The organism is Paracoccus indicus (assembly GCF_003056335.1).
Lineage (GTDB): Bacteria > Pseudomonadota > Alphaproteobacteria > Rhodobacterales > Rhodobacteraceae > Paracoccus > Paracoccus indicus.
In genome coordinates this window covers 67560-83747 of the sequence record NZ_PYWA01000001.1, presented here as the reverse complement: position 1 = coordinate 83747, position 16188 = coordinate 67560, and the positions used below count along the sequence as shown (strand labels likewise).

Genomic DNA, 16188 nt, shown 5'->3' with positions numbered 1-16188 from the left:
CTGCCGCCACGACATCCAGACGCCCGGCCCGTGAAACGGCCGGGCGTTCGTCGTTTCACTGCGGGCGCAGGGGGTCCATCTTGCCCTGCCGCCAGAGGGGCGTCCCTTGGCTGAAGTCGATCGCCACGGCCCCCGTGCGACGCAGGCTGGCGGGATCGAACAGCAGGCAGGCGGGGCGCTTCAGGTCCGGCTTTTCAGCCACCACGACGATGCGCTTGGGCTCGCAGGCATCGCGGGCACGGTCGCCGGACCCCTTGCCGGTCAGATGCCACAGCTGCCAGCCATCGGGCAGCGCGGCCCAACGGTCCCGCTTGTCGCCCTGCCATGCGGGGCGGGCGGCGGATGTCTCCTGCGTGTCCATGTCGCCATCCTCTTGCAGCCAAGATGAGATGACGAAGGCGCCGCCCTTGGGTTTCGACACCGCGCGCCCCTGATCGGTCATAAGGCCCACGGCCTCGCCCTCGGGGGCGATCAGGATCAGGGGGCGATGGGCGGTGGCCCAGATGGCGGCGGATGCGACCATCATCGCCATGCCCACCGCCAGCCCGCAGGTCTGCGCCATGTTGCGATGGGCCTTGTCGCGCCAGCACAGGATGGTCAGCACGGCGCCGAATTCCATCATCGGGATGACGGCGGCGGGGGGCTTGGCAACGGCCATGACCGACCCGCCCAGACCTGCGACATATTCCGCCACCAGCAGCATCCACTTGGTGCCGATGCCCATGACCCACAGCGCCGGAGCCTCGGCCCCGACCAGCGCCAGAACCGCGCCGATGACGCCTGCGGGCATGACAAGCGTGCCCATCACCGGCACCGCCAGCAGGTTCGCCAGCAGCCCGTATTGCGCCATCCGGTTGAAATGCGCCGCGGCGATGGGCGAGGTCGCCAGCGCCGCAACCAGCGACGACACCACCAGCATCGCGACGGGCTTGATCCACCACGGGAACCAAGGCGCGATGCGCGACCAGGGGCCATAGCTGATGATCAGCGCAATGGTGGCGGCAAAGCTCATCTGGAAACCCGCGCCGGTGACGGCCTCGGGGGTGAGGATCAGGATGACGGTTCCTGCCAGCGCGACCGAGCGGAAGGATATCGCCCGCCTGTCGGCCAGGATCGCCCCCAGCATGACGGCGACCATGACGAAGGCGCGTTCCGTCGCCACGCCGCCGCCCGACAGCCACAGATAGGCCGCGGCCGCCGCCAAGGCTCCGCCCGCGGCCCATTTGTGCAAAGGTCGGCCCAGCCCGATGCCAGCGCCCTGAACCGCCACGGTCAGCAGCCGCAGCCCCGAATAGACGAAGCCCGCCAGCATCCCCATGTGCAGCCCCGAAATCGAGATGATGTGATAGAGGTTCGAGGCCCGCATCACCTCGTTCGTCTGTTCGGAAATGCCCGACCGGTCGCCGGTCATCAGCGCCGAGGCCACGCCGCCCGCCTGTCCGCCGATCCGGTCGCGGATGGCGGCGCTGACCTTCAGCCGCGCCCGATGCAGCCACCAGATGCCCCCCGCGGGCTGCGCCACCGCCATGATCGGCGTGCGGGAATAGCCGACGGCCCCCAACTGCTGGAACCAGGCATAGGTGCGAAAATCGAAGCTGCCCGGCGCTGCGGGCGGGGAGGGCGGTCCCAGATGCCCCGTCAGCATCACCCGCTGACCAAGGGGCGGCAGATCGGCCTTGGGGTCCATCAGCGACAGGCGCACCTTGGCGGGCGTGCGGTCGGGGGACAGGTCGCGCAGGATCACCTGATCCAGCGTCACGCGCATCCGATCGCGCGAGGATCGGTCGATCTCGGTCACGCGCCCCTCGACGGGGCCGTAGTATCGCCACTCCAGCACGGGGGCCGCAACATGGGCCGCGCGCCAGCCCGCCAGACCGACCCCAAGCGCCACCAGCATCACCGCCAGCGCCCCAAGATGCAGCGCATCGGCCATCGGCCAGCCGATCCTGCCCCGCGCCGCGATGCGATGCGCCGAAAGCGCCAGCGCCAGCGATACCGCGACCACGATGGCCAGCGCGACCCATTGCCCCGCGCCCAGCAGCGCCGGCCGCCAGAACCACAGGGCGATCCCCATCGACAAAAGCACAGGCACCCATGGAAACAGCCCCGCACGCGCGGCGGCGGCGGGGCGGGGGCGAAAGGCGTTCGTGGGGGCCGCGCCCTGCTGGGGCAACATCCTTGTCCTTTCGCGGCCTGTTGACTATCACTTGCGCGCAAGGATGGCACGGCGACCGTTACCAAAGCGTTAACGTCCGACCGCCCGTGTCGCATCACGATATTTTCCGAAGGCTCCCATGTCCGATACCCCCTCTGTCGTCACCCGTTTCGCCCCTTCGCCCACCGGGTATCTGCATGTCGGGGGCGCGCGCACGGCCCTGTTCAACTGGCTTTATGCCCGTGGCCGGGGCGGCAAGTTCCTGCTGCGGATCGAGGATACCGACCGCGCCCGTTCCACCCCCGAGGCCACTGCCGCCATCCTGAAGGGCCTGGAATGGCTAGGGCTGGACTGGGACGGCGAACCCGTCAGCCAGTTCGAACGCAAGGACCGCCACGCCGAGGTCGCCAACCAGATGCTGGCGGCGGGCACGGCCTACAAGTGCTTCTCGACTACCGACGAGATCGCCGCCTGGCGCGAGGAGAACCCCCGCCAGCCCTTCATCAGCCCGTGGCGCGACGCGACCGATCTGCCCGATGCGCCCTATGCGATCCGCCTGAAGGCCCCCCGCGACGGCGAGACGGTGATTGCCGATCAGGTGCAGGGTGACGTGCGCGTGGCCAACGACCAGCTGGACGACATGGTCCTGCTGCGCAGCGACGGCACGCCGACCTATATGCTGGCCGTGGTGGTGGACGATCACGATATGGGCGTCACCCATGTCGTGCGGGGCGACGATCACCTGACCAACACCGCCCGCCAGATCCAGATCTATGACGCGATGGGCTGGGATCGCCCGGTCTTCGCCCATATTCCGCTGATCCATGGCGAGGACGGCAAGAAGCTCTCCAAGCGTCACGGCGCGGTTGGGTTGCATGAATTCGCGGCGCTCGGCTATCCGCCCGCCGCCATGCGCAACTATCTGGCGCGGCTTGGTTGGAGCCATGGCGACGACGAGCTGTTCGACGACGCGCAGGCCCGCGAATGGTTCGACCTGTCGGGCATCGGCCGTGCGCCCGCGCGTCTGGACTTCAAGAAGCTGGAGCATGTCAGCGGCTTCCACATCGGTCGGATGGCCGATGAAGATGTCATGCGGGCGTTGCATGATTACGTTACGGAATCGAAGGGCGAGCCGCTGAAGCCCGTGCAGGACCAGCGCATCGAGGCAGCCATGCCCGCGCTGAAGGAAAAGGCGAAAACCCTGCCTGCGCTGCTGACGCAGGCACGCTTTGCACTGGTCGAGCGGCCCATCCAGGTCGACGAGAAGGCGGCCAAGAATCTGGACTCGGTATCCCGTGGTATGCTGAAATCATTGACTGCCGCAGTGCAGAATGCTAGCTGGACCCGAGACGAGCTGGAGGGGGCTGCCAAGCAGATCGCGGAACAACACGGCGTGGGCCTTGGCAAGATCGCCGGCCCCTTGCGGGCCGCCCTGGCAGGGACCAGCGCAACCCCCAGTGTGTTCGACATGATGATCGCGCTTGGCCGCGACGAAACGCTGGCCCGGCTTCAGGACCAGACCGATTTGGCAGGCTGAAGCCTGCTTTCACTTGTCCGCATGGCCTGCCTGTTTTGACGACGGGTCGTGCGGCTTAGCCGGAAAGGACGTACAGGATGGCAGACAAGAGCGCCAAACTGCGAATCAACGATCAGGATTACGAACTTCCGATCCTCAGCCCGACGCAGGGACCGGATGTGCTGGACATCCGCAAGCTGTACGGCCAGGCCGACGTCTTCACCTATGACCCCGGCTTCACCTCGACCGCCAGCTGCGACAGCACCATCACTTTCATCGACGGCGACAAGGGCGAGCTGTGGTACCGCGGCTATCCCATCGAACAGCTGGCCAGCCAGTCGAACTATCTGGAAGTCTGCTACCTGCTGCTCTACGGCGAACTGCCCACGACTGCGCAGATGGAGGATTTCCGCACCCGCGTCACGCGCCACACGATGGTGCACGAGCAGATGCACAACTTCTTCCGCGGGTTCCGCCGCGACGCGCATCCGATGGCCACGATGGTCGGCGTCGTGGGGGCCATGTCGGCCTTCTATCACGACAGCACCGACATCGGCGACAGCTGGCAGCGCGAGGTCGCCTCGATCCGCCTGATCGCCAAGCTGCCGACGATCGCCGCGATGGCCTATAAATATTCGATCGGCCAGCCCTTCGTCTATCCCGACAACGAGCTGGATTACGCCTCGAACTTCCTGAACATGTGCTTCTCGGTCCCGGCCGAGAAATACAAGGTCGACCCGGCCCTGGCACGCGCCATGGACCGCATCTTCACGCTGCATGCCGATCACGAACAGAACGCCTCGACCTCGACGGTGCGTCTGGCCGGGTCGTCGGGCGCCAACCCCTTCGCCTGCATCGCGGCCGGCATCGCCTGTCTCTGGGGTCCGGCCCATGGTGGCGCCAACCAGGCCTGCCTGGAGATGCTGCGCGAGATCGGCACCGTCGACCGCATCCCCGAGTTCATCGCCCGTGCGAAGGACAAGGAAGACCCCTTCCGCCTGATGGGCTTCGGTCACCGCGTCTACAAGAACTTCGACCCGCGGGCGAAGGTCATGAAGGAATCGGCCGACGAGGTTCTGGACCTGCTGGGCGTGGGCGACAACCCGACGCTGCAGGTCGCCAAGGAGCTGGAGCGCATCGCCCTTGAGGACGAGTATTTCGTCAGCAAGAAGCTGTATCCGAACGTCGACTTCTACTCGGGCATCATCCTCGAGGCGATGGGCTTCCCGACCTCGATGTTCACGCCGATCTTCGCGCTGTCGCGCACCGTCGGCTGGATCGCCCAGTGGAAAGAGATGATCGGCGATCCGCAGAACAAGATCGGTCGTCCGCGCCAGCTGTATGTCGGTTCCGACAAGCGCGATTACGTCGATTTCTCGAAGCGCTGAGATCGGCTGAAGGTTTGAAAGGGGTCCGTTCGCGGGCCCCTTTTTCATGCGGCAACGAAGGGCTTGCACGGCGGGCGCGGCGATGGCAATGGATCGGGCATGAGTGAAGATGATCAGGCGAAAGCGCCCAAGCTGGCGTTGGTGACGGGGGCCTCGCGCGGGCTGGGGGCGGCCTTGGCCGAGGAACTGGCGGCGCGGGGCTATCACGTGCTGGCCGTGGCCCGGACGGTGGGCGGCCTAGAGGAGCTGGACGACCGCATCCGCACGGCGGGCGGGCAGGCGACCTTGGCGCCCATGGATATCGGCGACGCGGCCGCGATGCAGCAGATGGCGAAGGCCATCGAAGGGCGTTGGGGCGGTCTGGACCTCTGGGCGCATTGTGCCGTTCATGCGGCCCCCATGTCACCCGCCCCCCATATCGAGGGGCGCGACTGGTCCAAGTCGATGCTGATGAACGTCGAGGTGACGCGCGGCCTGATCGCCCTGCTGGAGCCTCTGCTGCGCCGTAATGGCGGCACGTCGCTGTTCTTCGACGATCCGCGTGGCGGGCAGAAATTCTTTGGCGCCTATGGGGCGACGAAGGCCGCGCAGATCGCGCTGGCCCGGTCGTGGCAGGCCGAGACCGCCCGCATGGGGCCGCGCGTGGTGATCGACAGCCCCGCGCCGATGCCCACCGCGACCCGCGCCCGGTTCTTCCCCGGCGAGGATCGCGACAAGCTGACGTCCTGTCAGTCCGAGGCCAAGCGCATCCTGAACGCGCTGTAGTATTGCGTCCCGCGACGGGCGGGGGGCTGCCCGCCCCCCGCACCCCCCGGGCCTCGCGCCATTAAGTCAGCGGGCGGGTTGCCTGTTCCAGCCACGCGCGGTCAGTGTCGTTAAAGGCGTCGGAGAGAGCCGCGCGCACCTGCGCATGATAGCCGTCCAGCCAATCCCGTTCATCGGATGCCAATGCCGCCACGTCGATCAGACGGCGGTCGATGGGGCAGAGGGTCAGCGTCTCGAACCCCAGCATATCACGCCCCGGCTCGGCATCGACCGGCTGGATGGCGATCAGGTTCTCCAGCCGGATGCCGAAGGCGCCTTCGCGGTAATAGCCGGGCTCGTTCGAGAGGATCATCCCCGCCTCCAGCGCGATGTCGCTGGCGCGGCTGACGCGGATCGGGCCTTCGTGGACGCAAAGCGCCGCGCCGACGCCGTGGCCGGTGCCATGGTCGAAATCCAGCCCCTGCGCCCAGAGATGCTGCCGCGCCAATGCATCCAGATGACCGCCCGAGACGCCTTTGGGGAAGCGCGCCCGGCTGAGGGCGATCATCCCGCGCAGAACCGCCGTGAAGGGCACCACGGCATCGGGATCGACCTTGCCGATGGGGACCGTGCGGGTGATGTCGGTGGTGCCGCAGTCGTATTGCCCACCGCTGTCGATCAGCAGCAGCTCGCCATCCGCGATCGCGCGGTTGGTGGCTTCGGACACGCGGTAATGGACGATGGCACCGTTCGGACCTGCGCCCATGATCGTGTCGAAGCTGATGTCGGTGATGCCCTGATCACGGCGGAACTCCTCGAGCTGACGGACCACGTCGATTTCCGTCAGCGTGCCGGGGGGCTGACGGTCCAGCCATGACAGCAGGCGCACCATGGCGATGCCGTCCTGGTGGTGGGCCTTGCGCATGCCGGCCAACTCGGGGTCGTTCTTGCGGGCCTTGGGCAGGATGGCGGGGTCGGGGCCGCGTGCGATCTCGGTGCCTGCGGCTTCGAGGATGCGGAAGGCGGCCTCGGGGGCGGTGGCGGGATCAAGGCGGACGGGGCCTTCCAGGTCGGTCAGCGCGGCGGAAAGCGCCTCGGGCGGCAGGATGGTGACCTGATTGCCCAGATGGGCGCGGGTGGCCTCATTGAACTTGGCGGGATCGGCGAAGAGCGCCAGATCGCCGTGATCGGACAGCACGGCAAAGGACTGCACGATCGGGTTCTTCGGAACGTCGCTGCCGCGGATGTTCAGCATCCAGGATATCGAATCCGGTAGCGACATGAAGGCGGCAGCCTGACCTTCGGCCTTCAACTCGGCGGCAAGGCGGGCACGCTTGTCGGCGGCGGTTTCGCCAGCCCATTCGGCAGGGTGGATGCGGGCCTGCCCGATGGGGGCGGCGGGGCGATCGGGCCAGACGGCATCGACGGGGTTCTGGGCGATGGCGATCAGGCCGATGTTGCTGCCTTCAAGCGCGCGCTCCATCCCCTCGATTTCCTTGCGGGTGTGCAGCCAGGGATCGAAGCCCACGCGACCGCCCTTGGGCAGTGCCTCGCGCAGCCAGTCAGAGGGGCGGGTTTCGGGCCACGGAACGGGGGTGAAATGCGCGGCGTCGATCTGGCTGCGCACCTGCACGCGGTATCGCCCGTCGATGAAGACGCCCGCGCGGTCCATCGTGACGATGGCAAAGCCCGCGCTTCCGGTGAAGCCGGTCAGCCAGGCCAGCCGGGCATCGGCATCGGCCACATATTCGCCCTGATGCGCATCGGCACGGGGCACGATGAAGCCTGCCAGATCCTGTTCCCGCAGGGCCCCGCGCAGGTCGGACAGGCGCTGCGGGTGGTCGTCCCCACCCGAGGGCGCCTCGAACGTCTGGAAGCGGCTCATAGGTCGATGGCCTTCATGATCTGCGGCTCGATCACCTGCACGCCGGGCAGGGCCTGCACCATCACCGAGGCGTCCTGTTCCAGCGCGTCGAAGGTCTTGTAATGGCAGGGGATCACCGTCTTGAAGTTGAAATAGCGCTTGGCGGCATAGCTGGCGCGGCTCATGTCCATGGTGAAATGACCACCCGCGCAGAGGATGCCGATGTCGGGTTTGTGCAGATCGCCCATCCAGTCCATGTCGGCCATGATGTCGGTATCGCCCGACAGGTAGATGACATGGCCTTCGGCGGCGATCATGTAGCCGGCCTCGGCCCCCGCATAGATCGGCCCGTTCGGACCGCTGAGCGAGCTGGAGTGGCAGGCGTTGACCATGGTCACCTGCACGCCCGCCAGATCGACGGTGCCGCCCTTGTTGAAGCCGATGCCCGGGATCTTGTGTTCGGATTCCCAGAAGCTGATCAGGTCGAAGATGCCCACAACCGGGATCTGCAATTCGCGGGCCAGGGACAGGGCGTCGCCGCTGTGATCGCCATGGCCGTGGGTCAGCAAAATATGGGTCGCGCCTTGGATGGCCTGATCGCGCTGGTCCTGCGGAAAGGCGGGGTTTCCGGTCATCCAGGGATCGATCAGGATCACGGCGTCCCCGGTTTCCAGGCGAAAGCTGGAGTGTCCAAGCCAGGTCAGTTTCATCATGGGCTCCTGTGGTATTGGCAATGTTGCGGGCAGGTTAGGCGCAGTGACCCCAACCCGCAACGTCCCCAAGGGTTGCCTCGGGCCAAGTCGCTTCAGGTCACGGGGGCGGCATCGTCCAGACGCAGGCGCAGGCGTTCGCGCCCGCCCCAGGTCGACAGCTCCAGCTTGCCTGCAAGGTGAAAGCGGCGGCCCTTGGCCCCGATCAGCGAAGGACCAAGCGGGCCGTCCATGGCGCCCCATGCGACGGCCTCCATCGCGGGGGCGCCGGGGGTGCGGAAGGACAGGCGCAGGTGCCGGTCGCCCATGGTCGAGGCGCTGTCGATCACCTGATCGGCAAAGGCGAAACGCGGGGCGGGGGCGGCCTGACCATAGGGGCCCGCGTCCTCCAGCATCTTGAACATCTGCGGCGTGGCCCCCGCCGTTTCCAGCAGCCCCGAGATGCGCAGATCGCCCGCGCCCGTGCGGCCCGCCAGATCGCGTTCCAGCAGGTCCGACAAACGCGCCATGGCGGCGGGGATCTGATCCTCGGCCACGGTCAGGCCGGCGGCCATTTCGTGACCGCCGCCCTTGATCAGCAGCCCTTCGCGGGCCAACCGCTGGATCGCACGGCCCAGATCCACGCCGGGGACCGAGCGGGCCGAGCCCTTGCCGATGCCGCCCTCGACCCCGATCACCACCGAGGGAAGGTCGGTGGCCTCTTTTACGCGGGCGGCCACGATGCCGACCACGCCCGGATGCCAGCCCTGACCGGCGGCCCATGACAGGCGGCTGTTCATGCGGGCCTCGACCTGGGCCAGCGCCTCGGTGCGGACGGCGGCCTCGATGGCGCGGCGGTCGCGGTTCAGATCGTCCAGCTGCTTGGCCAGCTGCGCCGCCTGCGCCGGATCGCGGGCGGCCAGGCATTGCGCGCCCAGATCGGCCCGGCCCACGCGCCCCCCGGCATTGATGCGCGGCCCCAGCAGGAACCCAAGGTGGAAGGCCGCAGGCGGGCCGTCCAGACGGGCGATGTCCGACAGCGCCACCAGCCCAGGCCGCTGTCGCCGCGCCATGACCGCCAGCCCCGACCGCACGAAGGCGCGGTTAACGCCGGCCAGCGGCGCGACATCGGCCACGGTCGCCAAGGCCACCAGGTCCAGCATCGCCATCAGGTCGGGCTGCGGCAGGCCCTTGTCGCGCAGGATGCGCCCGCATTGCACCAACGTCAGGAAGACGACACCCGCCGCGCAGAGGTGGCCAAGGCTGCCGTCCTCGTCCACGCGGTTGGGGTTCACGACGGCCAAGGCGGGGGGCAGGGTCTCGCCGCCCAGGTGATGGTCCAGCACGATGACCTGCGCGCCCTTGGCCGCCGCCAGCGCGTCATGGCTGAGCGTGCCGCAATCGACGCAGATGATCAGGTCGTGTTCCGCGGCCAGCGCCGCCATGGCGGGTTCGTTCGGGCCGTAACCCTCGTCGATGCGGTCGGGGATATAAAGCGTCGCCTTGCGGCCCTGCTGGTGCAGCCAGTCGATCAGCAGCGCCGCGGATGTGCCGCCATCGACGTCGTAATCGGCAAAGATGGCGATGCGTTCGCCCGCCACTGCGGCCTGGACGATGCGCTCGGCGGCGGTCTTCATGTCGCGGAGGCTCAGCGGATCGGGCAGCAGGTCGCGCAGCTTGGGCGAAAGGAAGGCCTGCGCCTCCATCGGCTCGACCGCGCGTTCGGCCAGCACGCGGGCGACGGGCAGGGGCAGGGCGGCCTGTTGCGCCAGGCCTTCTGCGCGGCGTTCCAGGTCGGCGGCAGGGCCGATCCAGCGCCGCCCCGTGACCGATGTGTCGATGCCCAGGAATGCCACGTCGCGCCCACCTTGTCTTGAAACGAATGAAGTCGCCCGTCCTTAACCTAGTTCATCGGGTTGCGGTAGGTCATGCGCCGGACCGATCCGGTGGCGGATCGCATCAGGATGGTCTCGGTCGTCAGGAAGCCCTGCTCGCGCTGGACGCCCGTCACGACATGGCCGTCCGTCACCCCCGTCGCGGCAAAGATGACATCGCCGCGCACCATGTCGTCCAACCCGAAGATGCGGTCGGGCCGGGTCAGCCCCGCGGCGCGGGCCTGCGTGCGCTCATCCTCGCGGCGCAGGGCCAGTCGTCCCCAGATCTGCCCGCCCATGCATTTGAGCGCAGAGGCCGCCAGCACGCCCTCGGGGGCGCCGCCGATGCCCATGTAGACGTCGATGCCTGTCAGTTCGGGTTCGGCGACATGGATGACGCCCGGAATGTCGCCGTCCGAGATCAGCCGGATCGCCGCCCCCGCCTGCCGCAGTTCGGCAATCATGTCTTCGTGGCGGGGGCGTTCCAGGATGCAGACGGTGATGTCGCCGACATCGCAGCCGCGCGCCTGTGCCAGCACGCGAACGCGTTCGGCGGGGGGCATGTCCAACCCGATCAGGTCGGTCGCATAGCCCGGACCGATGGCCAGCTTTTCCATGTAAAGCTGCGGCACCTGCAGCAGGCAGCCTTCAGGCGCCATGGCGACGACTGTCATCGCATTGGCCATGCCCTTCGCGGTCAGGGTGCTGCCCTCCAGCGGGTCCAGCGCGATATCCACTGCGGGGCCGTTGCCGGTGCCTACCTCCTCGCCGGTGAACAGGCGCGGGGTCTGGCCCGGATCGCCCTCGCCGATGACGATGCGGCCCTTGATGTCCATCTGCATCAGCTGGTCGTGCATGGCGGTGGCTGCGGCCTGATGGGCGGCGCGTTCGTCACCCCGCCCGATGAAGCGCGCCGCGCCATGGGCCGCAGCCTCGCTGACGCGGGCCAGCGCCAGCGACAGCAGTCGGTCGTTGAAATCCCTGGGCGCCGTCATCGTCCCCGTCCCTTGTCCTCATCCCCCACCGCTTCTAGGGGGGCTGCGGCAGGGCAACAAGGCTGGGCGCGCTAACGGCTCAGCTTTCGCCAAGCTCCAGCGCCAGGGCGTGGATGCGGGGCACGATGTCGCCAAGCGTGTCGTGGACCAGCCGATGCTTCTGCAGCCGCGTCAGACCCGCGAAGGCCGGGCTGGCCATGCGGATGCGGAAATGGCTTTCGCCCCCTTCGCGGAAGCCCGAATGGCCGCGGTGGCTTTCGCTTTCGTCGAAGATTTCCAGCTGCGTGGGGGTCAGGCCTTGCAGCCGCTCTGTCATCTCATCCGCGATCATCCGCATAACCTTTCGTCAAGCCCTTTCATGTGCCGTCAAATAGCATAAACTGCCGCCTCCGAGTCGCAAAGGTGCCCCAACCATGAGCAAGAACGACCCGTTTGGTTTCGACATTTCGGCTGCCAAGGACAAGAAGCGCAAGTCCAAAGGCCGCCGAGGGATGTCCGGTGCCTTCGAAACCTCGACCCGCGTGTGCGAACGCGAGGGTTGTGACGAACCCGGCCAGTATCGCGCGCCCAAGAACCCGCGGAATCTGGACGACTATTTCTGGTTCTGCAAGGAACACGTCCGCGAATACAATGCCAACTGGAACTACTTCCAAGGTCAGTCCGAGGAGGAATTCCAGCAGTTCATCGACAATGCCACGGTCTGGGAACGGCCCACCAAGCCCTTCCGCAAAAGCACCGAGGAACAGAAATGGGCCCGCCACGGCGTCAGCGATCCGCATGAGATCCTGGGCGCGAACGGCACCGCCCCCGAGGCCCGCGCCCAGGTCAGCACCCGCAAGCTGCCGCCCACCGAACGTCGCGCGCTGGACATCTTGGAAGCCAAGGACAGCTGGACCCGCCCCGAGATCCGCAAGAAGTACAAGTCGCTGGTCAAGGATCTGCACCCCGACATGAACGGCGGCGACCGTTCCGACGAGGATCGCCTGTCCGAGGTTGTCTGGGCATGGGATCAGATCAAGGACAGTCGCTTCATCCGCGACTGATCATGGCAGGGGCGGTCGTCCGCCCCTATGCCCGCCTTGGGCGCAGGCGCAGCGTCGCCAGCAGCATAACCCCCAGCAGCACCAGCAAAGGCGCATTGCCCATCCTGATCCAGAAGGTCGGGGGCAATGCGCCAGGCAGGGCCGCGTCGATCTTGCCCATTTGCCGCATGCCCAAGCTGTCGCGGATGCGGCCCTTGGCGTCGATCATGGCGCTGACGCCGGTGTTCGCGGCCCGCGCCACCGGCAGCCCGCTTTCGATCGCCCGCAGCCGCGCCTGCGCCAGATGCTGATACGGCCCCGAGATATTGCCGAACCACGCGTCATTCGTCGCCTGCAGGATCCATGCGGGGCGCGTGGGCAGGTTGCGCAGGTGTTGGGGGAAGATCGCCTCATAGCAGATCAACGGCTGGAAGGGCGGGATGTTCGCCTGATCGATGACTTGCGGGCCGGGGCCCGAGGCATAGCCGTTGCCCTGTTGCGCCGCGAAGGCCCCGATGCCGAAACGCGCCAGCTGATCGCCCCAAGGGATGTATTCGCCGAAGGGCACAAGGTGGAACTTGTCATAGACCTGGCCGACCCGACCACCGGGTTCCACCATCGCCAGGCTGTTGTAATAGCGCATGCCGTCGCGCCGTTGGATGCCCATGGCCAGGGGTGCACCTGCCGCCTGCGATATGGCGGGCAGGATCGGCGTCGCATCCTCCAGCAGGAAATTCACGGCTGTCTCGGGCCAGACGACCAGATCGCGCGGACCCGGTTCGGCAGACAGAGTCAGCAGGCGCTCGAAGAAGACCTGCGACCATTCGGGGTCCCATTTCAGGTGCTGGGTGGCGTCGGGCTGGACGATACGGATGGTCAGATCGGTATCGGCAGGCTCGGGGGCCGCCAGCCGCGACAGGCCGAAGGCCCAAGCCGCCCCGATGGTCAGGATGACCGCGACCGCGCCGGGCAGATGCGCCGCCAGCCGGTGCCACGCGGGACGCCACAGCAGCGCGGGCAGGGTGGCCATGGCCAGCGTCAGCGTGGAAAGGCCCAAGGCGCCGCCCCAGGCCGCAATCTGAGCCACGTGGGTGTCGATCCAGGCATGGCCGATCAGCGCCCAGGGAAAGCCGGTGAAGATCCATCCGCGCAGCCAATCCGACAGCGCCAGCGCGCAGGCGATGCCCACCGCCTGCCAACGCCAACTGCGCGACCAGATCGCCGCCAGCCATGCGGGCAAAGCCCAGAACAGGGCCCCGCCCAGTGCCATCAGCACCAGCGCGAAGGGGGCCATCCAGCCATAGACCTCGGGCTCGACCAGGAACGGCTCCACGATCCAGAACAGCGCCAAGGCGAACCAGCCGAAGCCGGCGGCCAGAGCGTGCCAGAAAACGGCGGCCGGTCGCCCTCGCGCCAGCCGCCAGATCAGGATCGAGAATGCGATGGGCGTCGCCGCCCAGATGCCGAAGGGCGCAAGGCCCAAGGCGGCGATCGCGCCCAGCAGCAGATCGGGCCACAGCTGTCGCAGGGGCGGTCGGCCCCTGCGATGCAGGCGTGGCGGAATCTGGCCGGATCGACGCGGGGTCATCAGGCGTCGGAGGTCGTGTCCCCGGCAGAGGCCTCGGCGGTCGCCTCGACATCGGCCTTCTTGCGACGGGTGCGCTTGGGCTTTTCGGCCGCGGCTTCCTCGGGGGCGTCGTCAGCCTTCTTACGGCGGGTCCGCTTGGGCTTGGGGGCCTCCTCGGCTGCGGTCTCTGCCTCGGGCGCGGTCTTGGCCGCGGGCTTGCGGGTCCGGGTGCGCTTGGGCTTTTCGGCGGCAGGCTCGGCCTCGGTCTGGGGTTCGGCCGGTGCTTCGGCGGCAGGCTCGGCCTTCTTGCGGGTCCGGGTGCGCTTGGGCTTGGCAGGGGCCTCGGCTTCTTCGCCCGTCGGGGCAGCGGGGGCTGCGTCCTGCGAAGCAGCGGGTGCCTCGGCTGCGGGGGCTTCGGGCGCCGATTCCTCGGTGGCTGCAGCCTCGGCTGCCTTTTCGGCGGCCGATTTGCGGCGGCTACGGGTGCGCTTGGGCTTCTGCTCGGGGGTTGCAGCCTCGGGCTGGGCCTTTGGAGTCTCCTCGGGGCGTTCCTCGCGTTCCTCGGGCATGGGCGAGATGCGCAGCTCGACCGTCATGAAGCGCGGGACGTGGTCGCCCATGCCGACGATCTGCTGACCGCGGTTGCCGTCGTTGCCGCCCCGGCGCCCTTCGCGGTTGCCGTTGTCGCGGCGGTTGCTGTCGCGACGGTTGTCATCGCGGCGGGCAGGTTCGGCGGCGGGACGGGCGTCCTGTCGCGGCTGGCTTTCCTTGCGGGGCTGATCGACGGCCTCGGGCATGGCAACCTCGGGTTTGACGGCTTCTGGCGTGGGGGTTTCGGCGGGGCGGGGCGCGGCAGTCGCCTCGGGCGTTCTTTCGGACTTCTGTTCGCTGTCGTCACGCTTGCCGCGACGGCTGCGCTGGCGGCTGGCGGGCTTGCGCTCCTCGGGGCCGGTCTCGGCGGGATCGGCGGCCTTCGGAGCCGCCGCGCCGGGGGTTTCGCCCCGCGGCAGGCTGGTCTTCAGCAGCGATTCAATCGCGGTCAGGTATTTCTCGTCCGAGGGGGTCGAGATGCTGATCGCGGTCCCGAGACGCCCTGCGCGACCGGTGCGGCCGATGCGGTGGACGTAATCCTCGGCATGGGTGGGCAGATCATAGTTGAAGACATGGCTGACGGCGGGAATGTCCAAGCCGCGGGCCGCGACATCGGATGCCACCAGCAGGCGCAGCTTGCCGTCGCGGAAGGATTCCAGCGTGCGGGTGCGCTGGCTCTGTTCCAAGTCGCCGTGGATGGGCGCCGCATCATAGCCATATTTGGCCAGCGACTTGGCGACGATGTCCACGTCCGTCTTGCGGTTGCAGAAGATGATCGCGTTCTTCAGGCCTTCGCCCTCGGCCTCGATCAAGGTGCGCAGCAGGTCGCGCTTCTGCTTGGCGGCGGTATCGCGGCGGGCGGGCGTCAGTTCGATCAGGCGCTGCGTGATGGTCTCGCTGGCGCTGGACTGGCGCGCGATCTCGATGCGTTCGGGCGCGTGCAGGAAGGTGTTGGTGATGCGCTCGATCTCGGGGGCCATGGTGGCGCTGAAGAACAGCGTCTGACGGGTGAAGGGCGTCAGCTGGAAGATGCGTTCGATATCGGGGATGAAGCCCATGTCCAGCATGCGGTCGGCCTCGTCCACGACCATGATCTGCACGCCGGTCAGCAGCAGCTTGCCGCGTTCGAAATGGTCCAGCAGGCGACCGGGGGTGGCGATCAGCACGTCCACGCCGCGGTCGATCAGCTTGTCCTGTTCACCGAAGCTGACACCGCCGATCAGCAGCGCCTTGGTCAGGCGGGTGTGCTTTGCATAGGTATCGAAGTTCTCGGCCACCTGGGCTGCCAGTTCGCGCGTCGGGCACAGCACAAGGCTGCGCGGCATGCGCGCGCGGGCGCGGCCACGGCCCAGCATGGTGATCATCGGCAGCGTGAAGCTGGCGGTCTTGCCGGTCCCCGTCTGCGCGATCCCCAGCACGTCGCGGCCTTCCAGCGCGGGCGGAATCGCGCCCTGCTGAATGGGCGTCGGGCTTTCATAGCCGGCCTCGGTCACGGCCTTCAGCACTTTGGGATCAAGCTTCAGATCAGAGAATTTTGTCATAGGGGGCTTTCCATTGGCCACGCCATCCGTGGCGCGATGCGTTCCATGCCGCGCGCCTGAATGGCGCAAGCGCGGCAAAGTTGGGACGCAATTTCGGACGCCCCGCCTTCTTGCCTGCCGGATGCAGGCCCGCATCGCCTAGACCAAAGCCGCTGCCACGTCAATCTATCCCTAAGATGGCAGACGTTCGGAACCCCCGATGCTATTCAGGGCTTTGGAACGGAACCAACGCGAAAGGGCGG

At 67.6% G+C, this 16188-nt stretch carries 11 protein-coding genes and 1 pseudogene; 4 read left to right on the top strand and 8 right to left on the bottom strand.

The window, feature by feature from the left end; translation table 11 throughout:
- Positions 1 to 55: 55 nt before the first annotated feature.
- The gene (locus DDE75_RS00415; protein ID WP_108500425.1) at positions 56 to 2176 is read right to left on the bottom strand and encodes a ComEC/Rec2 family competence protein; all 2121 of its coding nucleotides are present in this window, start codon (positions 2174 to 2176) and stop codon (positions 56 to 58) included.
- A gap of 118 nt (positions 2177 to 2294) precedes the next feature.
- Between DDE75_RS00415 and gltX the strand changes: the two genes are divergently transcribed.
- From gltX to DDE75_RS00400, 3 genes are all read left to right on the top strand, one after another.
- Positions 2295 to 3692: a glutamate--tRNA ligase gene (gltX, locus tag DDE75_RS00410; protein WP_108500424.1), complete on the top strand. Its 1398-nt coding sequence runs from the start codon at positions 2295 to 2297 to the stop codon at positions 3690 to 3692.
- A 77-nt stretch (positions 3693 to 3769) separates the two neighbouring features.
- Positions 3770 to 5059, top strand: a complete 1290-nt coding sequence (locus tag DDE75_RS00405; RefSeq protein WP_108500423.1) for a citrate synthase — start codon at positions 3770 to 3772, stop codon at positions 5057 to 5059.
- 99 nt (positions 5060 to 5158) lie between these two features.
- On the top strand, positions 5159 to 5824 hold the full coding sequence (locus tag DDE75_RS00400) for an SDR family NAD(P)-dependent oxidoreductase (protein ID WP_108500422.1): 666 nt from the start codon (positions 5159 to 5161) through the stop codon (positions 5822 to 5824).
- Between the two features lie 61 nt (positions 5825 to 5885).
- On the opposite strand, the gene DDE75_RS00395 is transcribed toward DDE75_RS00400, so the two are convergent.
- The 5 genes from DDE75_RS00395 to DDE75_RS00375 form a co-directional block, all read right to left on the bottom strand.
- A complete protein-coding gene (locus DDE75_RS00395) occupies positions 5886 to 7688 on the bottom strand; it encodes an aminopeptidase P family protein (protein ID WP_108500421.1) in 1803 nt (600 codons plus the stop codon).
- A complete protein-coding gene (locus tag DDE75_RS00390; protein ID WP_108500857.1) occupies positions 7685 to 8377 on the bottom strand; it encodes a metal-dependent hydrolase in 693 nt (230 codons plus the stop codon). Before DDE75_RS00390 ends, DDE75_RS00395 begins: the two co-directional genes overlap by 4 nt.
- Before the next feature lie 95 nt (positions 8378 to 8472).
- Positions 8473 to 10212 carry a single-stranded-DNA-specific exonuclease RecJ gene (gene recJ, locus DDE75_RS00385; protein WP_108500420.1) on the bottom strand — a complete coding sequence of 580 codons (1740 nt, stop codon included), beginning with the start codon at positions 10210 to 10212 and terminating at the stop codon, positions 8473 to 8475.
- A gap of 47 nt (positions 10213 to 10259) precedes the next feature.
- Positions 10260 to 11225 carry a class II fructose-bisphosphatase gene (glpX, locus tag DDE75_RS00380; RefSeq protein WP_108500419.1) on the bottom strand — a complete coding sequence of 322 codons (966 nt, stop codon included), beginning with the start codon at positions 11223 to 11225 and terminating at the stop codon, positions 10260 to 10262.
- A gap of 79 nt (positions 11226 to 11304) precedes the next feature.
- On the bottom strand, positions 11305 to 11556 hold the full coding sequence (locus tag DDE75_RS00375; RefSeq protein ID WP_108500856.1) for a BolA family protein: 252 nt from the start codon (positions 11554 to 11556) through the stop codon (positions 11305 to 11307).
- An 82-nt stretch (positions 11557 to 11638) separates the two neighbouring features.
- Between DDE75_RS00375 and DDE75_RS00370 the strand changes: the two genes are divergently transcribed.
- On the top strand, positions 11639 to 12268 hold the full coding sequence (locus DDE75_RS00370) for a J domain-containing protein (RefSeq protein WP_108500418.1): 630 nt from the start codon (positions 11639 to 11641) through the stop codon (positions 12266 to 12268).
- Between the two features lie 25 nt (positions 12269 to 12293).
- Here the strand turns inward: DDE75_RS00370 and lnt are convergent, their stop codons facing one another.
- On the bottom strand, positions 12294 to 13835 hold the full coding sequence (gene lnt, locus DDE75_RS00365; protein ID WP_108500417.1) for an apolipoprotein N-acyltransferase: 1542 nt from the start codon (positions 13833 to 13835) through the stop codon (positions 12294 to 12296).
- A gap of 572 nt (positions 13836 to 14407) precedes the next feature.
- Positions 14408 to 15946: pseudogene (locus DDE75_RS00360) on the bottom strand (DEAD/DEAH box helicase); the annotation flags it as partial.
- Between the last annotated feature and the right edge of the window lie 242 nt (positions 15947 to 16188).